The 17,798-nt window shown below is 53.6% G+C and carries 11 protein-coding genes; all 11 read right to left on the reverse strand.

Annotated features, from left to right (window positions below; genetic code table 11):
- Positions 1-6 precede the first annotated feature (6 nt).
- The 11 genes from J0A68_RS02250 to J0A68_RS02300 all read right to left on the reverse strand — a co-directional run bounded on the left by J0A68_RS02250 (position 7) and on the right by J0A68_RS02300 (position 17,780).
- Positions 7-2,112, reverse strand: a complete 2,106-nt coding sequence (locus J0A68_RS02250) for an alginate lyase family protein (RefSeq protein WP_206576560.1) — start codon at positions 2,110-2,112, stop codon at positions 7-9.
- Positions 2,109-4,322 carry a polysaccharide lyase 6 family protein gene (locus tag J0A68_RS02255; RefSeq protein ID WP_206576561.1) on the reverse strand — a complete coding sequence of 738 codons (2,214 nt, stop codon included), beginning with the start codon at positions 4,320-4,322 and terminating at the stop codon, positions 2,109-2,111. The genes J0A68_RS02250 and J0A68_RS02255 overlap by 4 nt, the downstream gene beginning before the upstream one ends.
- On the reverse strand, positions 4,312-6,582 hold the full coding sequence (locus tag J0A68_RS02260) for a heparinase II/III family protein (RefSeq protein ID WP_206576562.1): 2,271 nt from the start codon (positions 6,580-6,582) through the stop codon (positions 4,312-4,314). Before J0A68_RS02260 ends, J0A68_RS02255 begins: the two co-directional genes overlap by 11 nt.
- A gap of 145 nt (positions 6,583-6,727) precedes the next feature.
- Positions 6,728-8,176 carry a RagB/SusD family nutrient uptake outer membrane protein gene (locus J0A68_RS02265; protein ID WP_206576563.1) on the reverse strand — a complete coding sequence of 483 codons (1,449 nt, stop codon included), beginning with the start codon at positions 8,174-8,176 and terminating at the stop codon, positions 6,728-6,730.
- Positions 8,177-8,187: 11 nt separating this feature from the next.
- Positions 8,188-11,340 (reverse strand): SusC/RagA family TonB-linked outer membrane protein, encoded by a 3,153-nt coding sequence (locus J0A68_RS02270; protein WP_206576564.1) that lies wholly within the window; start codon positions 11,338-11,340, stop codon positions 8,188-8,190.
- Positions 11,341-11,544: 204 nt separating this feature from the next.
- A complete protein-coding gene (locus tag J0A68_RS02275; RefSeq protein WP_206576565.1) occupies positions 11,545-12,240 on the reverse strand; it encodes a FadR/GntR family transcriptional regulator in 696 nt (231 codons plus the stop codon).
- A 138-nt stretch (positions 12,241-12,378) separates the two neighbouring features.
- On the reverse strand, positions 12,379-13,041 hold the full coding sequence (locus J0A68_RS02280; protein WP_206576566.1) for a beta/alpha barrel domain-containing protein: 663 nt from the start codon (positions 13,039-13,041) through the stop codon (positions 12,379-12,381).
- Positions 13,042-13,052: 11 nt separating this feature from the next.
- Positions 13,053-14,048 carry a sugar kinase gene (locus J0A68_RS02285; RefSeq protein WP_206576567.1) on the reverse strand — a complete coding sequence of 332 codons (996 nt, stop codon included), beginning with the start codon at positions 14,046-14,048 and terminating at the stop codon, positions 13,053-13,055.
- Positions 14,049-14,285: 237 nt separating this feature from the next.
- Positions 14,286-15,422: a BamA/TamA family outer membrane protein gene (locus J0A68_RS02290; RefSeq protein ID WP_206576568.1), complete on the reverse strand. Its 1,137-nt coding sequence runs from the start codon at positions 15,420-15,422 to the stop codon at positions 14,286-14,288.
- 134 nt (positions 15,423-15,556) lie between these two features.
- Positions 15,557-17,350 (reverse strand): acyl-CoA dehydrogenase FadE, encoded by a 1,794-nt coding sequence (locus J0A68_RS02295; RefSeq protein WP_206576569.1) that lies wholly within the window; start codon positions 17,348-17,350, stop codon positions 15,557-15,559.
- A gap of 67 nt (positions 17,351-17,417) precedes the next feature.
- Positions 17,418-17,780, reverse strand: coding sequence for a four helix bundle protein (locus J0A68_RS02300; protein ID WP_206576570.1), 363 nt, complete (start codon positions 17,778-17,780; stop codon positions 17,418-17,420).
- Positions 17,781-17,798 lie beyond the last annotated feature (18 nt).

Below are 17,798 nucleotides of genomic sequence, written 5' to 3' on the forward strand. Positions count from 1 at the left end.
ATTTGCTTACTCCACCGGATAGGATCTGCTGCCAGCGTCCTTGGTGGTAATTTCGATGTATTTTTTGCCGCCTTTCTCGATGAGTTCGAGGCTTTGGATTTGGTTGGAGGCGTTTACCGTCAGCTCGTTTTTGGAGTCAAATGACCCGTGGGTCTCTAGGGCAGACAGGAAATAGTGATTGCCTCTGCCTTGGCTCCTGAGGATCAAAGCCCGCTCAGATCGCAGGTTGAAATCAGGATCATTGGCTCCCAGCTCCACCATGATCAGCTCGTCCGAAGCGCTGGTCTTGGTGCTCCAGGTGTAAAAGCGGTCTTTTAGAAGCCAGGTAAATTGGCTGAGTTTTTCATGGGCCTTGCCTTGGGCCAGATTCCAAAGGTGCTCGTAGCCGTTGCTTTTTCCCAGAGGGAGCAACTGGCTCTTGTTTGCAGCCAAGGGCGTGTTGAGGTAGATGATCTGGCCATTGAAGTGCAAAGGCAGGTCGTATTGGTGCTGCTCTTCGCTTTGGACTTCGAAAAGGTCTAGGATCAGCGGGTACTCAAAGGCCGGATCTTGGATCTGAAACATCGTTCGCTTGAAGGCCACCCCCGGATAGACCTCCTTGAGCACTGCACTGGCCCACTGGAAATCCGGATTGGAAATGTCAAAACTCAACTCCGTCGGAAAGGCGTTTTCCGCAATGGAATACTTGCCGTTGAAGTGCGATTTCTCGTCCACGACCACCGTGTTGTGGGCGATGGACTGCTTGGCCCAGGAGTTGTTTTCCGGCAGGTAGTGCCCGCCATACTTCGCCTCAATGTTCAAAAAGCGCGCAGCCCCATAGTCCCGGATCACCTCTTCCCCATTGTCGTAGAACAGCCAGGTCAACTTATCGTAGTGCCCATGTCCCATGCCTTGGGCGGTGTATTTGTAGACCAAGGCAGAATTGCTTTTTTCGGACTCCGCACGGAAAATGGCCAAGCCGCCCTGATCTCCTTTTTCCCCGTCACGAAACCGCTTGGACTGGAATGCAAAGGGCTTTTCCTTTCCCTCGCTTAAAGCCTGGGCCACCTCAAATCCGGCATCTATCGGAGCAAAATTCCCCTGGTACTTGGCGAAGGAGAGCAGGCGGGGATCTTGGGTGATGCTATAGGCGATGTCCACCCCAAAGACCATTTCAGAGGTCTTGAGGTTTTTCTCCTTCAGCGCATCATTGATGGGGAAAAAGAATCCCCCATACGTCAGGTCAATGGCCGCGTAGATGGCCTTGATCAGGATGGAATCCCGATAATCAAAGATTTTCAACTCAGGATTGTTGATCGCCACTGCCTGCGCGAAAACCACGAAGGGAAGCAAGGCATAGCGCTGGTAATAGGGACCCTCGGAGTAGTATCCATCCGGGGAAAAGAGCTGGTCCAACTGCTTGATAAAGCCTCCGGATTGATCTTTGGCAGTACCGTAGAGGGCCATTTTCACCCAATTTTCATCCTCCAGACTATAGCCGGCCATGCCCACGGCGGCTACCGCCCAGGTACCGTGGTTGTGGATTTTGTTGAAGGTCTCGGCTCCGTCCACGCTGAGGAAGTCCACGTAGGGCTGGAACAGGTCCGCCTTGAGGTATCTCCTATCCTCCTCGCTGAGGTAGGGCTTGATGGCATCGAATCCCTGGATGCTGTACACCAGCCAAACGGCCTCGTTCAGGCTTTGCCAGAAGAGCTTGCCGGGAGTCTGTTCCTTTTTCTCGGGGTGGAGCGGCAGAGTCCTGTAGATCTTGGCATAGGCAAAAAGCAGGTTTTTGGCGTGCTCGGCGTACTTGCTGTCGTCAGTCAGCTGGTAAAGAATCCCTCCGTAAAAGATGGAAAGCTGGTTGGCCTTGTGCTGCTCGTGCGTGTAGCCTCCACCGGCATCCTTGGGCATCGGCACCTGGATAGGCTGCCCGAGTTCGGCGTCGATTTTCTGCTTGATCTGTGCGATTTCCTGCACAGAGGTTGGTTTTTCGGCCAGCAGGCGGGTGTAGTCCTTCACCCCCTTGTCAGTCAGCAGGAGATTGCTCTGGGAAGTGGGTGTCACTTGCTGGGCAAAGGCAGCGCCCATTCCCATCCAAAAAACCAAGGCTATGATTCGTAGGCTATTCATTTCTGGTTCTGTTTTTTGGCATGGATGAGGGCAGGAGTATCCTGGTAGTTGTTTTCTGAAAAGCAGGTAAAAGGCTTGCCCACCAGCTCGGTGACTTTGACCGGAGCAGAGGCGGCTAGGTTGTTTTTGGAAAAGACCAACCACTGCACGCCGACCAGGCTAAAGGAGGCGGATTCCTTGTTTCGGCTGCTCTTTCCAGAGTTTTTCACCGCGTTGTTTTCGGCGATGAAGTAGGGTCCAAAGGTGCTTTCGTCCGTTCCGCCGCGATAGACATCCGCGACCATGCCCCCGACATCTTCAAACTGATTGCCGGTGAGGATCACATACTCCGCGTTGTATTTGCCGAGGTCCTCGATCTCCTTGCGCAGGGAAAGTACCGAGCCGGTAAACTGTCGGAACTCCGAATTCCTGATTTCGACGGTGTCGGCGAAGCTCGCCGGAGACGCTTCCAGAAAGTTGAAGGAATGGTTGACGTTCATCTCGCTGAATCTGGAGTTGAGGACTTTCAGCTTGTAGTTGTGCAGGGTGCCGGAGCGGTTGATTTTGATGACGGCATTCCCGGCGGCATCGGCAGATTTTTCCCCTGTGACTTCGATGCCTTCCAAGCTCAGGGAGCCCCCGTCGTAGAGTTCGAAAAGATGGGTTCCCACGAAGCTGATCTCTACCTTTTTCTCCGAGCGAAAGCTGATCGGAAACGTGATGTCCAAGACCTTGGTCTGCTCGAAAACGCCTTCGTCCAAGAGGATCACGTCTCCAGCTTTGGCCGAATTCAGCGCTTCGGAGAGCGTGTTCAGGCCTGGAGCGACCGGAATACTTTTCCCCGTGCCAAACACGACCTCCTTGGATGACTTAGGATACCACGTCGGGCCGGTCTCGGAAATAGCCAAGACCTTCAAGTCCCTTGGCGCTCCGGCTTGGATGCTGAGGTCGCTTGGATAGAGCAGGCCATTAGAGCCCTTTTCCATCTTGATTTTTTGGGTGACTACACCCTTTCCCCCCGCGGAGGCCTTGAAGTTGGCCAGGTTTCCCTGAAAGCTGATCCCGTCGATTTGGTCGTAAACTTTGAAAAGGTCTACTCCGTCCGCGGAATAAAGCAGATTGTCGGCAAAGGAGCTCTCGACAGGTACGGCAGTCCTTTCTGCGTCGCTTCCGACTGCCAGCTCGATCTTCGCCACGTTCACCAAGGTGTTGTGGGAGATTTGGGCGTTTTTGACCTGGTGGTATCGGTTGATGGAGGAATTGGGCACCCCGTTCATGACGGCGATCCCAGCCCTAAACTCCTCTCCGCGCAGCTCCTGAAAATAGTTGCCGACGATCTTTTGGTCGGCATTGATCACGCGTACGCCTCCGGTTTCGGACTTGCCATTTCCCAAGAAGACGTTCCTTTCCACCACGTTTCCGTTGCCATGGCGGAGGGTGAGGGAGCCTTTGGATTCAAAGAAGACATTGCCTCGGATGATATTTCCTCCGGACTTGATCGAGATAATTTCCGTCTCTCCATTACACTTGTCGAAGAAGTTGTTTTCGATGACCGTATTGGAATTGGTCAGGGAGTAGGTGCTCGTGCCCACGCGGAGCGTCTCTCCTCCATTGGAGCCGAGGACAGGACGGGGGCCGAAGTAGTTGTGGTCGATTTGATGGCGGTTGTCTTGGCTTTCTTCGGAATTCAGCCTCACCGCCATGGTCACGCCCACGTTTCTCTTGCCTTCGATATGATTGTGGTCAAAGCGGTTGTTTTTCCCAAACATCATCACCCAAGAATCTTGGGCATTTCTGTCGGGATTGTTGAAGTTGTCGATGACGCACTCGGTCACCCTGGAATTGTAAGCGAGGGTTTTGCTGTCGATGCTGAAGGAAATCACCTCAGAAGAGGGAGTCCAGCCATTCTGGAAAACCAAGCCTTTCACCACCAGGTATTCGCCCCCGATTCGCAGGTTGGACCTGCCTTCCAAAAAGACCTTTCCCGGAGTCTCGGCGATCAGCACGATGGGAGCCTCTTGCGTTCCCTTTCCCTTGAAAACCAACTCAGCGTCCTTCCAAATGCCGTTGGCCAGCATCAGCGTGTCGCCCGGCTGGAGACTTTTCAGGGCTTGGTGGTACTCTTCGAGAGTTCGAACTAGGACGGGTTTTTCCCCGGCAAAAGCTCCACCACTGACCAGAAACAGTAGGATCAGTAGGGGGAAAAACAAATGTGTGGCTTTAGTTTTCATGGTTAATTTGGGTCGGTTGGGTACTCAGCGTCAGCGTTCCGGTGCTGCTTTCCAGCGGGATCGGGTTTGGCTCAAAGGATTTTAGCTCCATTCCCTTTTCGCCTAAGACCACTTGGATATCTACCGGCTTGGAGGATTGAAGGCTCAGGTTTTCGGACTGGATGCCACGCATGCCCAGGAGAAGCAGGAGGTCTCCCTTTCTCAGGATCTGGTCTGCCAGGAACTTGGAGCCCTTCAGCTCCAGACTTTGGCGATGGACTTCCCAGTCCCCAAGGAGGATTTTTGCGGCAGCGTCCACCGCGGAAGTCCTGTCCTGAAAGGAATCATAAGGCCTGAGTAGGGTCACAAAGTCCAAGGACGGCGTGGGCTCGGAACGGAAAGTCACCCGGTTTTTCCCGTTTATTCCGGCGACGTCGGCCCCAGCTAGCTGGGATCCCAATTGGATCAGGTCCATGCCTGAGCCGTCCGCCTGACTGGATCTGGCCAAAATCGGCCCAGACTCCAGGGAATAGTTGCCTTGGAAGTTTTGATAATACACGTGGTTTTGATCACCGGAAAAGCGGTCCCGTACCAGCCAAAACTCGCCGGGGAAGAAGTAAACGCTTCGCTCGTAGCCGACGCCAAGATCTTGGTATCCGTCATGGGTGCCCCGGAAGGCCTGGATTTTTCCCTTTGGCTCCCAGAGCAACACCTCGGCTTTCGGCAGCTTGCCAAATTTCCCAAAACCGCTTCCCCCTTGATTGCCGGTCCATTCCTGACCTTGGGGAATGGAGTCCACCAAGGCGACGTTTTTGGCCCAGGAGTTTTTGAAAAAGGGAAACTCAGGCTCAGGGTAGCGCACCTGATAGTTGGGCACGAGCATTTCCCCGTTTGCGAAAAGCTGAAGCCCCAACACGTCCCCGTGCTGGTGGTCGGGCTTTTCCTTGGACACCCCGGTGCTGATGAGGAGGTATTGGTCGCTTTCCTTCCAGCCTTCACGGAAAACGTAATATCCTGTGGCCTCCAGTGCAGTGGATTTCCCAGTCGGCTTGGTCTCCGTCTTTGCGCGAAGCCTGCCCAAATCGACTTGGGAAAGCAGCCAGTAGTATTCCTCGGAAGGGTTGGAGCTTGCGAAAAATCCAAACTCAGGGTCGGAAAAAAGCGCATATCCCAAGGCCATGACCTCATCCAGCTGGTTCATGGTAGCCATGGGCTGGTCGGTATCGTCTTGGATCACCGGCGCCATCTTGTTTGGCAGGGCCAGAGTCACCATCGCCTCAAACATGCCCCGGAGCTTTCCCTCCCACGCTTTGGGGATAGGATTGCCCGTGATTTGGGCCAATTTGAAAACCCGGAAATAGTTGTCGATATCGCCGACATGGTAGTGGAACGAGCGCTCAAACTGGAAACCGTCTGCATTGACCTCGAGGTCCAAGTGCTGTCCAAGGTTTGCGAGGGCGAAGTCGTAGTATGTTTTGGTCGCCTCAAATTCCGGATACATCATGGCGATCACGGCCAGGGCGACCATGCCTTTGGTCTGGTGGTTGCCAAACTGGAATTTCTGGTTGGTCTGGTAGAGCACTTCCGCGTGGTGGAGAAAAGTGCGGAGCAACGTGATCTGGTCCTCGTCGCTATACTCGGGAGAAGCCAGAAAGAGGTGGTGGGTGAGCACCCAGTTTTCCATGCGGTTGCCTCCGCGGAAGCTTTCATAAGCCCCATTTCCGTCAGCAATCAACTCGACGGCTCCGTTTTGATAGGCTTGATTCAGGCTCTTGGCCTGGGAAGTGAAGTAGGGCAGCAGTTCTTTTTTGTCCAAAAGGAAATAGCTGAAGGCAAAATCTCCGGCCTTGTGCTGGCGAAAGAGGTGGCGGATCTCGTAGGCGGTGACCTCCTTTCCCTGCTTGTTGGTGAAGGGAAGCTTCCAGTCCGTCTCCGCGTGGTACAGCTCCGTGTGCGAATCAGCGTCTTTGAGATGGTTTTTGGCTGCGTTGGGATAGAGCTGCTGGTATTCTTTGAGCCTTACGGGAATGTTTTCCCAGTTAAAATAAAATCTGTTTTTGGCTTTTTCCCGGAAGTAAGCCGCCAATTCCCGGCGTGCTTCTGCGGTATTTCCCTGGGCATAGTTCGCCTTGATCCTGTCCACATGGGGGATGCTCTGGGGCAGCTGCGCAAAAAAATCCTTTTCCTCCGACAGGGGATACAGCCCAGTCTCGCTTTGGGCCAGGGCACCCGTGCAAACCGTGAAAAGAATGAAAACCAGAAAGTCTCTGAATCTACGCATAAAATTATTCGCCATTTGGCCAGCAGCACCCCAGTCCAAAATGGCTTTGGGGATATCTAAGAGGGAATAGGGGGCGATCTGGTTAAACCCAAAAACCTGCTTGATCGCCCCCACCCACTCTATCTACAATTAGGTTTGGTTGTCTTTATTGATTGAAAATGTCCACTTCCCGCTGCGGGATTGGGATCAGGATCTTGTCGGGCGACACCGGCTCCACGCCGAAGGTGTACTCTTGGTAGAACAGCTCGGTCTCAAACTGCCGGTCTAGAGTCTCTTTCACCAGCCCAAAGTGCACCAGGTCAAACCAACGCTGGTTTTCAAACGCCAGCTCCAGTCTTCTCTCCAGCAGGAGTTTGTCCACAAACTCTTGCTTGGTGGCCACGTCGTTCATGGTGTAGGCATCCAGTCCAGCCCGCTGTCTCACTTGGTTGAGGTAGGTGAGGGCTGTGGCGGTTTTGCCGTTTTCGTTGAGCGCCTCGGCGTAGAGCAGCAGGACATCCGCATACCTGATGATAGGAAAGTCGTTTTCGGAATCTTGGCTGATGGCAGGATTGGAGTAGAACTTGTAGACGTAGTTGTCCGGCACGAATTTTCCCCCGGCACCGATGTATCCGGTACGGAAGGCAGTCGTTTGGCGCAGATCTTTGGCAGCGTACAGGTTGACCAGCTCATCGGTAGGCTTGTTGAAGTGGTTGCCGTCCCCGTTGACCACGTAGGCGCCGCTGTTTTGCGGAGCAAAGTAGTTGGCCAAAGGTGATCCCAGTCCCAATCCTCCGGCCTTGAACCTTACCGCAAAGAGGATTTCCTTGTTCATCTCATTGTTGATGGAGAATACCTGCTGGTAGCCGGTGGTCCCCGTCAGCAGCGTAGCTCCACTGCCAGTGACGATCTCTGCCAAGAGTGCCTCCGCTTCCGTGTACTTGCGTTGGGTGCGGTAGACTTTGGCCAGCAGGGCTTTGGCAGCCCAAGACGTAGCCCTTCCGGTGCTCGCCACTGGGTAGACTTTTGGCAGCTGGGCAGCAGCAATCGTCAAGTCAGAGACGATGAACTGGTAAAGCTCCTCCGTAGATGCCGGAGACATCGCCTCTGCCTCTGCGGCACTGATGCGACGGTCTATCAAAAACACCTCTTCAAACAGACGCACCAAATTGAAATAGTGGTAGGCTCGGATGAAGGCTCCCTCACCCTCGATCTGGTCGCGCAGCGCTTGGCTCTGGATGTCATCCAGCCTGTCCATGACGGTGTTTACCCGGGAGATATTGTGATAGGTATCCGCCCAATAGGTGTAGATATTGGCCTGCTCGGCAGTGTAGGTCATGAGGTCCAGCTCACGCAGTGGGATATAGATATTGCTCGCCGTCTGGGAGTTGTGCAGTCGGGTATTGTCCGATCTCAGCTCCGTGAGTGCCCACTCGTTGAGAATGGGCGCCTGGAGACCAGAGTAGGCGGCGATGATCGCAGTGTTGAAGTCCGCATCGCTTTGGTAGAATGTACCCTCGCCAATCTCCGAAATAGGCTGAAGGTCCAGTTCGCAGCCGGTCAGCAGCCCGAGGGACAGCAGTCCGGCAAGTATGTTTCTGCTTAGTTTTTTCATGGTTTTTGGGTTTAAAAGCTTACGTCCACACCGAATACAAAGGCTCTTGGCACAGGGAAGGCACCTCGCTGGTATCCAGTGATCAGCGGAGACGCGTACTGGCTAGAAGTAGATCTGGCTTCTGGGTTGATGCCCCGATAGTCTTTGGACATGAAGTAGAAGGCATTTTGCGCGGAACCATACACCCGGAGGCTCTTGGTCTTGATCCGCTCACAGAGTGCCGCGGGGAGATTGTAGCCCAGCACGATGTCGCGCACCGAGACATAGGAGCCGTCCTCGATCATGTAGTCGGTAAACTGCCAGCCCATGCCGTTGGTACTGTAGGGAGTCATGCCGTCACCCGGAGACTCAGGCGACACCCAGCGGTTTTCCACATACTTGCGGTTGGTACGCTTGGTCTCGTTATAGTGCCCGTCGCCGTTGAACACATCGATGCCCTGTACTCCCTGCAGGAGGATGCTGAGGTCAAAGTTGCCAAAGGTGAAGTTGTTGGTAATACCCCAGGTGAAGTCTGGGAAGGGATTGCCCAACACCACGCGGTCGTCGTCGTCGATCTGGCCGTCGTTGTTGGCATCCATCAGGCGCAGTCCTCCTGGACGGTCAAGGCTGTTGCTTGGGTTGTTGTTGATTTCCTCTTGGGTATTCCACACGCCGATGGCCTTGTATCCGAAGAACTGGATGTAGGGCTGTCCTACCTCAGCGAGGTAGATTTCGCTTCTTTCCCCATAGGACAGGACGCGTTCCTCTCCACTGAATTCCACGAGCTTGTTTCTGACCGTAGAAAGGTTGAGGGAGGTAGTCCATTGAAACTTCGTCTTGTTGATGTTGTTGGAGTGCAGCTCCATCTCAAAACCCTTGTTTTGGATTTTGCCGATGTTGTTCCAGTATTCGGTAAAGCCCGTGATGGCCAAGGTGGGCTGTCTCAGCAGCAGCTGGTCGGTCTCTGAGCGATAGGCTTCCAGGGAAAGGTTGATCCGGTTTTCCAAAAATCCGATATCGACACCCACGTTGCCAGAAAAGGTACGCTCCCAGGCGATTGCCTTGTTGGCCAAGGTGGTGCCAGACTGAGCGAGGCCAGGGGTCAAAGTGCCTGTGCCAGCGCCTAGGGGGTAGTTTTCGGGATAAAGTCGGTTGACGTAGGCGTAGTTTTCGATATCGTTGTTTCCTGTCACACCGTAGCTGGCTCTCAGTTTCAGCATATCCACCACGCGGCTTCCCTTCATAAATTCCTCTTCAGACATCACCCAGCCCGCAGACACGGAAGGGAACCATCCCCACTTGTTTTCCGGGCCAAAGAGCGAGCTGCCGTCTGTCCTCGCACTTGCAGAAAACAGGTACTTGTTGCGGTAGGCATAGCTCACCCTTGCCAAGTAAGACAGGAGCAGGGTTTCGTCTTTCAGCGTGTTGGTGCCTTCCAGATCGATCACCGTCGCGCCGTTGAGCGTAGGTACATAGTCCGTCGGAAAGTTGGTCCCCACGATGTTGGCGTAGCTGTTGGTGACCTTTTGGGCGGTAAATCCACCCACCGCGGAGATGTCGTGGTCCTCAAAGGACTTGCTGTAGCTGATGATATTCTCCGAAAGTAGATCTACCCGCAGGTTGTTGGCATAGGAACCCCGGTTGGGATCTCCTTCGCGGTTGGTGTTGGTGTTGCGGTATTCCTCCTGCACGCGGTTGGTGAAGTAGGCTCCCTGCGAAAACTTGAGGAAGAGGTTTTTGCTCAGGTCGACCTGGAAGTAGGTCGATGCCAACATGCGGTATTGGTTGTCCACCCGGTGGTCGTTGTCGCTGATAAACTTGGGGTTATTGTTGGAAGTGCTCCAAGGTCTCGCCGAAGTCGTGGATACAGGTGTACCGGCAGGTGTGGTGAACTCATAGAGCACATTGCTGAAGTGGCGTCCGTGTGCCCACTCGCCCACGGGGATGCCCGTCAGGGCTGAAGTCTCCTCGGTGTGCTTCACCGGCATGAATGATGGGGTGCGGAAGTAGTCCGTAAAGTTGGCGGCTGGCAGTACTTTCTTGGTGTAGGAGGGGTTGAAGTTGACGCCCACTTTGAGCATTTTGCCCAGCTTGGCATCGAGCTTGGCGCGGAAGTTAAAGCGCTGGAAATCGTTGTTGATCAGCATGCCCTTTTCGTCGTTGTATCCGGCAGAGATCAGGTAGGTCAGGTCTTTTTTGCCCCCGGATACACCCAGCTGGTAGCTGCTGATGACGCCAGTGCGAAGTCCTTCCTCCTGCCAATCGGTGACATTGTCCACAGACCAGGCTGCCTGCTCATGGATCGTAGGTCCGGCTCCTCCGCGCGTCTGCTCTTCCCAGAGCATCTCCGCATATTCTTGGGAGGTCAGCATGTCGTGGACTTTGTAGGGGTTGTTTAGCCCCGAAAACATCTTGAACGTGAAAGTAGGCTTATCAGGGATGCCGTTTTTGGTGGTCACGATGATCACGCCGTTGGCGCCTCTGGAGCCATAGATGGCGGCTGAGGCGGCATCCTTCAGGACCTCGATGGATTCGATGTCATTGGGGTTGATAAAAGATAGCCCGTCCGGTGTCGGAAAGCCGTCGACTACCACCAGTGGCTCGTTGTTGGCACCGATGGAGCTGTTTCCACGGATTCGGATGGATGGAGACACGCCTGCTTCGGAGGTGGTGTTTTGGATCTGCACCCCGGCGATTTTGCCTTGCAGTGCCTGGTCGGCACGGACGGTGGGCAGATCTCCTAGATTGCTGTTTTCAAACTTGGACACCGCTCCGGTCAGGTGGGATTTCTTCTGCGTGCCGTAGCCTACCACGACCACTTCGTCCAGCTGGGTCAGATCCTCACCCATGGTAATGGATAGGATTTTCTGATTGCCCACGAGGATCTCTTGGGTAGTGTAGCCGATGAAGGAAAAGATCAGCGTGTCGGTAGGCTTGGCCGATATCTTGAATTTGCCATCGATGTCTGAGACAGTAGCGTTGACGGTTCCCTTTACGAGTATGTTGACGCCGGGGATCTCTAGGCCCTGGTTGTCTAAAACCTGCCCCTCAATGACCGAGGCCGTCTCTCCCTGAAATGCTGAAACTTGGGCGGCATTGCCTAGCAAAAGGCAGATGCATAGCGAAATTACTTTGGCATAATCCACCACCCCAAGCCAAAATTGGTTTGGTAATAGTTGCTTCATTTTGGGTAATGTTGTTAAAGTTGAAGTTGAGAAAAGGGATCAGGGAGATAAACGGGCTTCAACGGCTCCAAAAAATTTCCTAATTTTGAGGAGACATTGGGCGGCTACACAAAAAGGACCTCGACAATCTTGAATGGGTAGTATTTAAATCCTGATGTTGAATTTGGTGGATTCTATCCACCATTTTTTTTTGGCATAGGCAGGTCACTTTTTATTGATGATGTCCGATAGATGATTGATCATGGCTGCCTCTGCTTGGGCAGGATCTTGGTTTTTGATGTGAGCCAGGATCTCTTTATGCTCGATGAGGGCACCAAATGGCTTGCCTCCCCCACATACATTGTGCTTGGTGAAATGGGTAAGAATGTCCGGAGTCACGACCAGCATGAGTGACTTCAGGACGTTGTTTTTGCTGGATTCGGCGATCTTGATGTGAAACAGCAAGTCCTCGTCTATCGCCTGTTCGCCTACCTTGACCTTGGCCTCATAGAGCTCCAATGCTTCCTCCAGGGCAGCGATGTCTTCGTCCGTACGTCGCATCGCGGCCAGCTTGGCCGTCTGTGCCTCCAGGATCAGTCTTGTCTCGATCAGGGAGTGAAAATCGCTTCCCTCCATCTTGAGCACGTCTGTGATCAGGCCCTCCAGCGCGGTGACTCCCAGCCCGGCGATCACGGTGCCGCTTTGGGGATGTGTTTTCACGATGCCGTAAAATTCCAGCTTCTTGATCGCTTCCCTCACGTAGGTGCGGCTGATGCCGAGCTTCTCGGAAAGCTTGCGCTCCGGGGGCAGCTTGTCCCCGGCCACCAGTTCTCCGGAAATGATCAAGTCCCGGATCTGCCCGATGATGCGATCTACGGGATTCTCGATTTTTATCTCTTTGAAGTTATTGAGGGTTTCCATATTTAAATTGGTTGACCAATTTTTGGTTGACCAATTTTAGGAAAAAAATTTTTCACTCCAAACTTTTTTGGTAATTGATCTCAAAAAAATTGGGCAGCTCCCGAAGAAACTGCCCTGAGCTGCAAATAGAAGCGGTTTTTAGTCGATAAAATTTTTGATCACCGCAAGGGCTTCAGCCACAGCATATTCTATTTTTCCAAACTTGCGGTCGTTGATCCACTGTTTTCTGAACAGTTGCGAGCCCATTCCCACACAGGTCACGCCTGAGTCAAACCATTTTTTCAGGTTTTCTCGGGAGGGCTCCACCCCGCCCGTGGGCATGTATCGAAGCTCCGGTATCACGGACTTCGCCGCCGCGATAAACTCCGGTCCGAGGACATTTCCCGGAAAAGCCTTTACCAAAGTTGCTCCGAGTTTTCGGGCTTCGTTGATCTCCGTGATCGTCCCGCAGCCCGGTACCCAAAAGACCCCTTTGGCCTTGCACAGCGCTGCCACCTCGGGAATGAGAGCCGGAGACACGATAAAGTCCGCTCCTACCGCTACAAAGCGCTCGGCCTGCACTTGGGTGAAAATGGTGCCTATTCCCAAATACAAGCCGGGAAAGGACGCCGCATAGGCCTTCAAGTCCATGAAAACCTCCAGGGAGTTGGCATTTCGGTTGGTAAACTCAAACACCCGAACGCCCGCGGCATAGCAGGCTGCGAGTACCGACTTGGCCACCTCGGTATCGGAATGGTTAAACACCGGAATCATTCCGGTAGACTCCATGGCTTGGAGTAAAGCTGTCTTGATGTCTTTCATGATAAGGTAGGTTACCGCAATAATTTTCCGACGTTTTCTCCATCGAGCAGGAAGTCCACTTCCTCCAAGGAGACAAAGTTGGCATCTCCGGGCACGCTGTGCTTCAGTACTGAAGCCGCCACTGCAAAGTCGAGCGCCTCTTGGTCTCCTCTATGCAGGAGTCCGTAGATCAAGCCCGCCATGAACGCATCCCCACCGCCGATTCTGTCCACGATATGGGTCATGGGATAGGATTTTGACTTGAGGAGGGTCTGGGTATTCCAGAGTTTGCCCTTGAGTCGGTTTTCCGAGGCGCTAATGGATTTCCTAGTGGTCGTGGCGACGTAGGCGAGATTAGGGCAAAAGGATTTCGCCTCTTCGCAAGCCTCCGAATAGCGACTTGCTTTGATTCCCAGGCAGTTTTCGAAGTCAGTCAATCCCGCGACGATCAGGTGCGAGGGACGGATAAGCTCTGGCATGATTTCCAGGGGCTGCTTGCCATACTGCCAGAGATTCCTGCGATAGTTGATGTCAGCGCTGATTTTGACCCCGAGCTTTGCGGCGGCATCAACGGCTTCTTGACAGACTCTAGCAGCCGAGGCGGAGATGGCCGGCGTGATGCCCGTCCAGTGAAACCAGTCCGCACCGTCAAAGATCTCTTCCCAATCCAAGTCCGAGAAGTCAAAACCCGCGAAAACCGAGTCGAAACGGTCGTAGATAATACGGGAGCTGCGCTGCATCGCGCCATGCTCCACAAAGTAGCTTCCCATCCTGCCCGGGGCGGTTTGGATGTGGCTGGTGTCCAATCCGGCAAATTGAAGGGAATTTTTTGCAGCTTGGCCGATCTCGTGGCTGGGCAGTGCGGTGACATGGGCGACGGAACATCCCCAATTGGCCAGGGATACACCTACATTGGCCTCGGCGCCTCCATAGACTGCCTCAAATCCGGTGGCGGTGACAAAGCGCTGATGGCCTGGCGTGGAAAGTCTCAACATGACCTCGCCAAGCGTAATGATACGTTTTTTCATCAAAATGAACGTTTTGATTAGCGTGAAGAAAGAAATGCGGGATTGTCGAGAAAAAATTATTAGCCAGGATGTGCGCTAAGGTCCTGGCCAAAATTAGGAGGAAAAGTCGAAACCCAAACAAGATTTGGGAAATAATGACGGCCGGGCTCGATTGTAGCTTCCCCTGTCTCTCAGCTAGCCGGGGTGATTTGGCAAAATCCTTTCGAAAGAAAGGTCATTCCTTGCGGCTGGTTTGCGTCACTTTCTCCAGGAAGTCCCAAAGACAAAGTAGTAGGCCCATTCCTCCGGACCTCGGGCGATGTCTAGGCCCATCCTCAGCTTGAGCTTGCGGGCGATCAGGTAGCGTCCGCCGGCACCTCCGGAAGTCTTCCAGGACTCATCGCCCCAAGAGTCCTCTGCCATCACCGCCTTGCCCGAGCCTACAAATCCCACCACGCTAAAGCGGGGGCTGAAATCCCACCGCCACTCCGTCTCGGCCGTGGCGACCATATTGCCCTGATAGCGCGCCACCGGTATCCCCCGAAGGTTGACAAAGGGCAACATGTAAAAGGGCGCATCTCCCCAGAGATGCTGTACTTCCGCCCGGAATCCCGAGATCAGCGACGGAGTCACAGGCAACCAATAAAATGCCGTGGTACTCACCAAGCCATAAGAATAGTCGCTGCCCAGCCACTCGGCGGAAGTACCGATCAGGTTGATCCAATGCAAGCCGCGGTCGGGGGAGAAGATATTGTCCCGCCCGTCGTACTCGACTAGGATACTGGGCCGGCTGATGATGGTATTGACGGCCTTTTCGTCATGAAACTCGTAGTTGGCTAGGCCGAGGTCGGTCTTCAAAAAGAGGTAATTCAGGCCTGCGTACCAGTCGCTCTTTCCGATCTGCTTGGTCAGCTGGCCCGTGATGGGGATGGTGCGTATGTTGAATTCAAATTTCTTTTCCCCGACCAGCGGGAAAGTCCGGTAAAACTCCAGATTGACATCGGCATAGCCGGTGGCCAGGCGATAGTTGGAGCGCCACTTTTTGATGACGCCAATCGCAGCCGCCCCGACCACCCAAGTCCCATTGACGGTCATGGCTGCGCCGCCACCGTAGATGTTTGGCTTGACCCGGGTGAGCACTTCCTTGCCATCCACGCTGTCCCGATAGGGGGGATTCGGATCGACAAACACGCCAAAAAGCGCTCCCCCAAAACCGCCCAAGGCTGGCTCGGTAATGATCGAGGGAAACGGAATAAAGCCGTTTGCGGTCAAAACCCAGTCACTGAGATCCAGCTTTTGGTCTAGGGAATCCTTGAAGGACACTTTCTGTCTCTGGGCAAAGGCGAAAGTCGAAAAAACGAACAGCGCTAAAAAAAGCAGTATTTTCTTTCTCATAAAAATCGGCGATTTGAGGTAGGAGAACAGGGAAACCGGCATGGGCCCTGCGGAAAATAAGGTTTGTCAGGTGAAAAATAACAAGCCTCCGGAGGAATTCCTACCGGAGGCTTGAGGTCTATTTGCCAATAAAATCAGAAGGGATACTTTCCTTCGGCGATCATGTGATCGGCTATTTGTCTTCTCAGCTCTTTGGTGTTGACCAGATCGGACTTGGTAAAACGCTTCAGGCCCATCAGCATCACCTTTTGCTCGTCGCCTTTGGTGAAAGATCCGATGGCCTCTTTCGCTGCGGAATTGATCCTGTCCACGGCTTCGGAAAGATAGACTTGTGCCATCGCAATCTGGTGCGCGCTCGCCTCCTGCCCGTTTTGATTGGCCAGTTTTTCAGCCCGAAGGATAGCCGACTCGGCGGCATAGATCTCGATCATCACATCGGCCAGGTTCATCATGATCTCCTGCTCGTCTTCGATCTTGTCCTGCAGGGCCATCGCAGCTTTGCCACCGACCATGAGGAATACCTTCTTGAGCTTTTTGAGGACTTCTTTTTCCGCCGCGAAAAGCTCCGAGGTATCGATGGTCTCAAAAGAAGGAACGGAAGTCAACTCCGCGGACACGGCCATGGCCGGTTCGAAAAGGTTGATTTCTCCCTTCATGGCTCTTTTCAGCACCATTCCCACCATCAGCATTCGGTTGATCTCGTTGGTACCCTCATAGATGCGGGCGATGCGGGCATCCCTGTAGGCGCGCTCCATAGGAGCCTCCGCGGAATAGCCCATTCCACCGTAGATCTGCACGCCTTGGTCCACCGCATAGTCGAGGACTTCGGAGCCGTGGATCTTGGCGATGGCGCACTCGATGGCAAAAGCCTCGACGCCTTTCAGCTTGGCCTCGGCATCGCTCATCCCCTCGGCGACCAGCGCATCGATGCGGTCGTCGATGTCCTGACCGGCACGATAGCAGAGCGACTCGGAAACATAGGTTCGGATCGCCATCTCTGCCAGTTTGGACTTGATGGCTCCAAAGGTGTTGATGCTGACGCCAAATTGCTTGCGCTCCGTGGAGTAGGCGATGCAGCGGCTGATGACGGTGCGCACCCCACCCAATACCCCAGAACCCAATTTGATTCGGCCGATGTTGAGCACGTTGACGGCGATCTTGAAGCCGTTTTGGCGTTCGGAAAGCATATTTTCCACCGGGACGGGGCAGTCGTTGAAAAAGACCTGGCGGGTGGACGAACCCTTGATGCCCATCTTTTTCTCCTCCTCGTTCATCGTGATCCCACCGAAGGTCTTCTCCACGATGAAGGCCGTCAGGTTTTTGTCATCTTCTATCTTGGCGAAAACGATGAACAAATCGGCAAATCCGGCATTGGAGATCCACATCTTCTGACCGGTGATGAGGTAGTGGCTGCCATCGGCGGAAAGCACCGCCTTGGTCTTGCCGCTATTCGCATCAGAGCCTGCGTCCGGCTCGGTCAGGCAATAGCAGGATGCCCACTCGCCGGTGGCGAGCTTGGGCAGGTATTTTTGCTTTTGCTCCGCAGTACCATAGTAGAGGATGGGCAGTGTGCCGATGCCTGTATGGGCTCCGTAGGTGGTGGAGAAGGAACCGGCCGCGCCAATAATGTCGGCGATCAGCATGGCGGTGTTCACGCTCATACCGAGCCCCCCATACTCCTCGGGGATGGAAACGCCAAGGAGGCCCAGCTCGCCGGCCTTTCTCAGGATCTCCGGCACCAGCTCCGGGTGCTTCATGCTGTCGATCTCCTCGATCCGCGGCGTGATCTCCGTATCGATGAAATCCTGGCAGGCCTGTACCATCATTTTTTGCTCTTCGCTGAACTCCTCGGGAATGAAGATATCCTGTGCGGAGGTTTCCCTGATCAGGAATTCGCCTCCTTGTATTGATTTGGTTACTGTGGACATATGTTTTTGAGATTTTAGACGTGACACATTACTCTAGACTTGAGACATTAGACGCAAGACTTAAGACCTAGTGGTTTTTAGATTCAATTTTCAGAATTAGCGCGTAAAGCATTTTTTGTATTTCGGTGATTTCAGAGGTAATGAAATCGGTTTTTTCAAAGTCAGTAATTTCAAGTTCGACGCAGACATAGATTTGGGTCTCCAGTTCACAAATTGATCCATGGGCAATTCCCAGGAAGTGTGCAAACTCCCTGTCTGTCCTTCTTCCGCCACCCTCTGCAATGTTGGAAGGAACAGAGACCGACGCCCGCCTCATTTGCGATATCAATCCAAACCTTTCCTCACTTGGAAAATTAGCCGTCAACTTATACACCTGAGCGCAAAGTTTTATGGCCCGCTTCCAAACAATCAATTCTTTGTAGTTGTGCATAGGAGATAAATTTGAAAT

Origin of the sequence: Algoriphagus oliviformis, assembly GCF_017254915.1 — a bacterium.
Classification (GTDB): domain Bacteria; phylum Bacteroidota; class Bacteroidia; order Cytophagales; family Cyclobacteriaceae; genus Algoriphagus; species Algoriphagus oliviformis.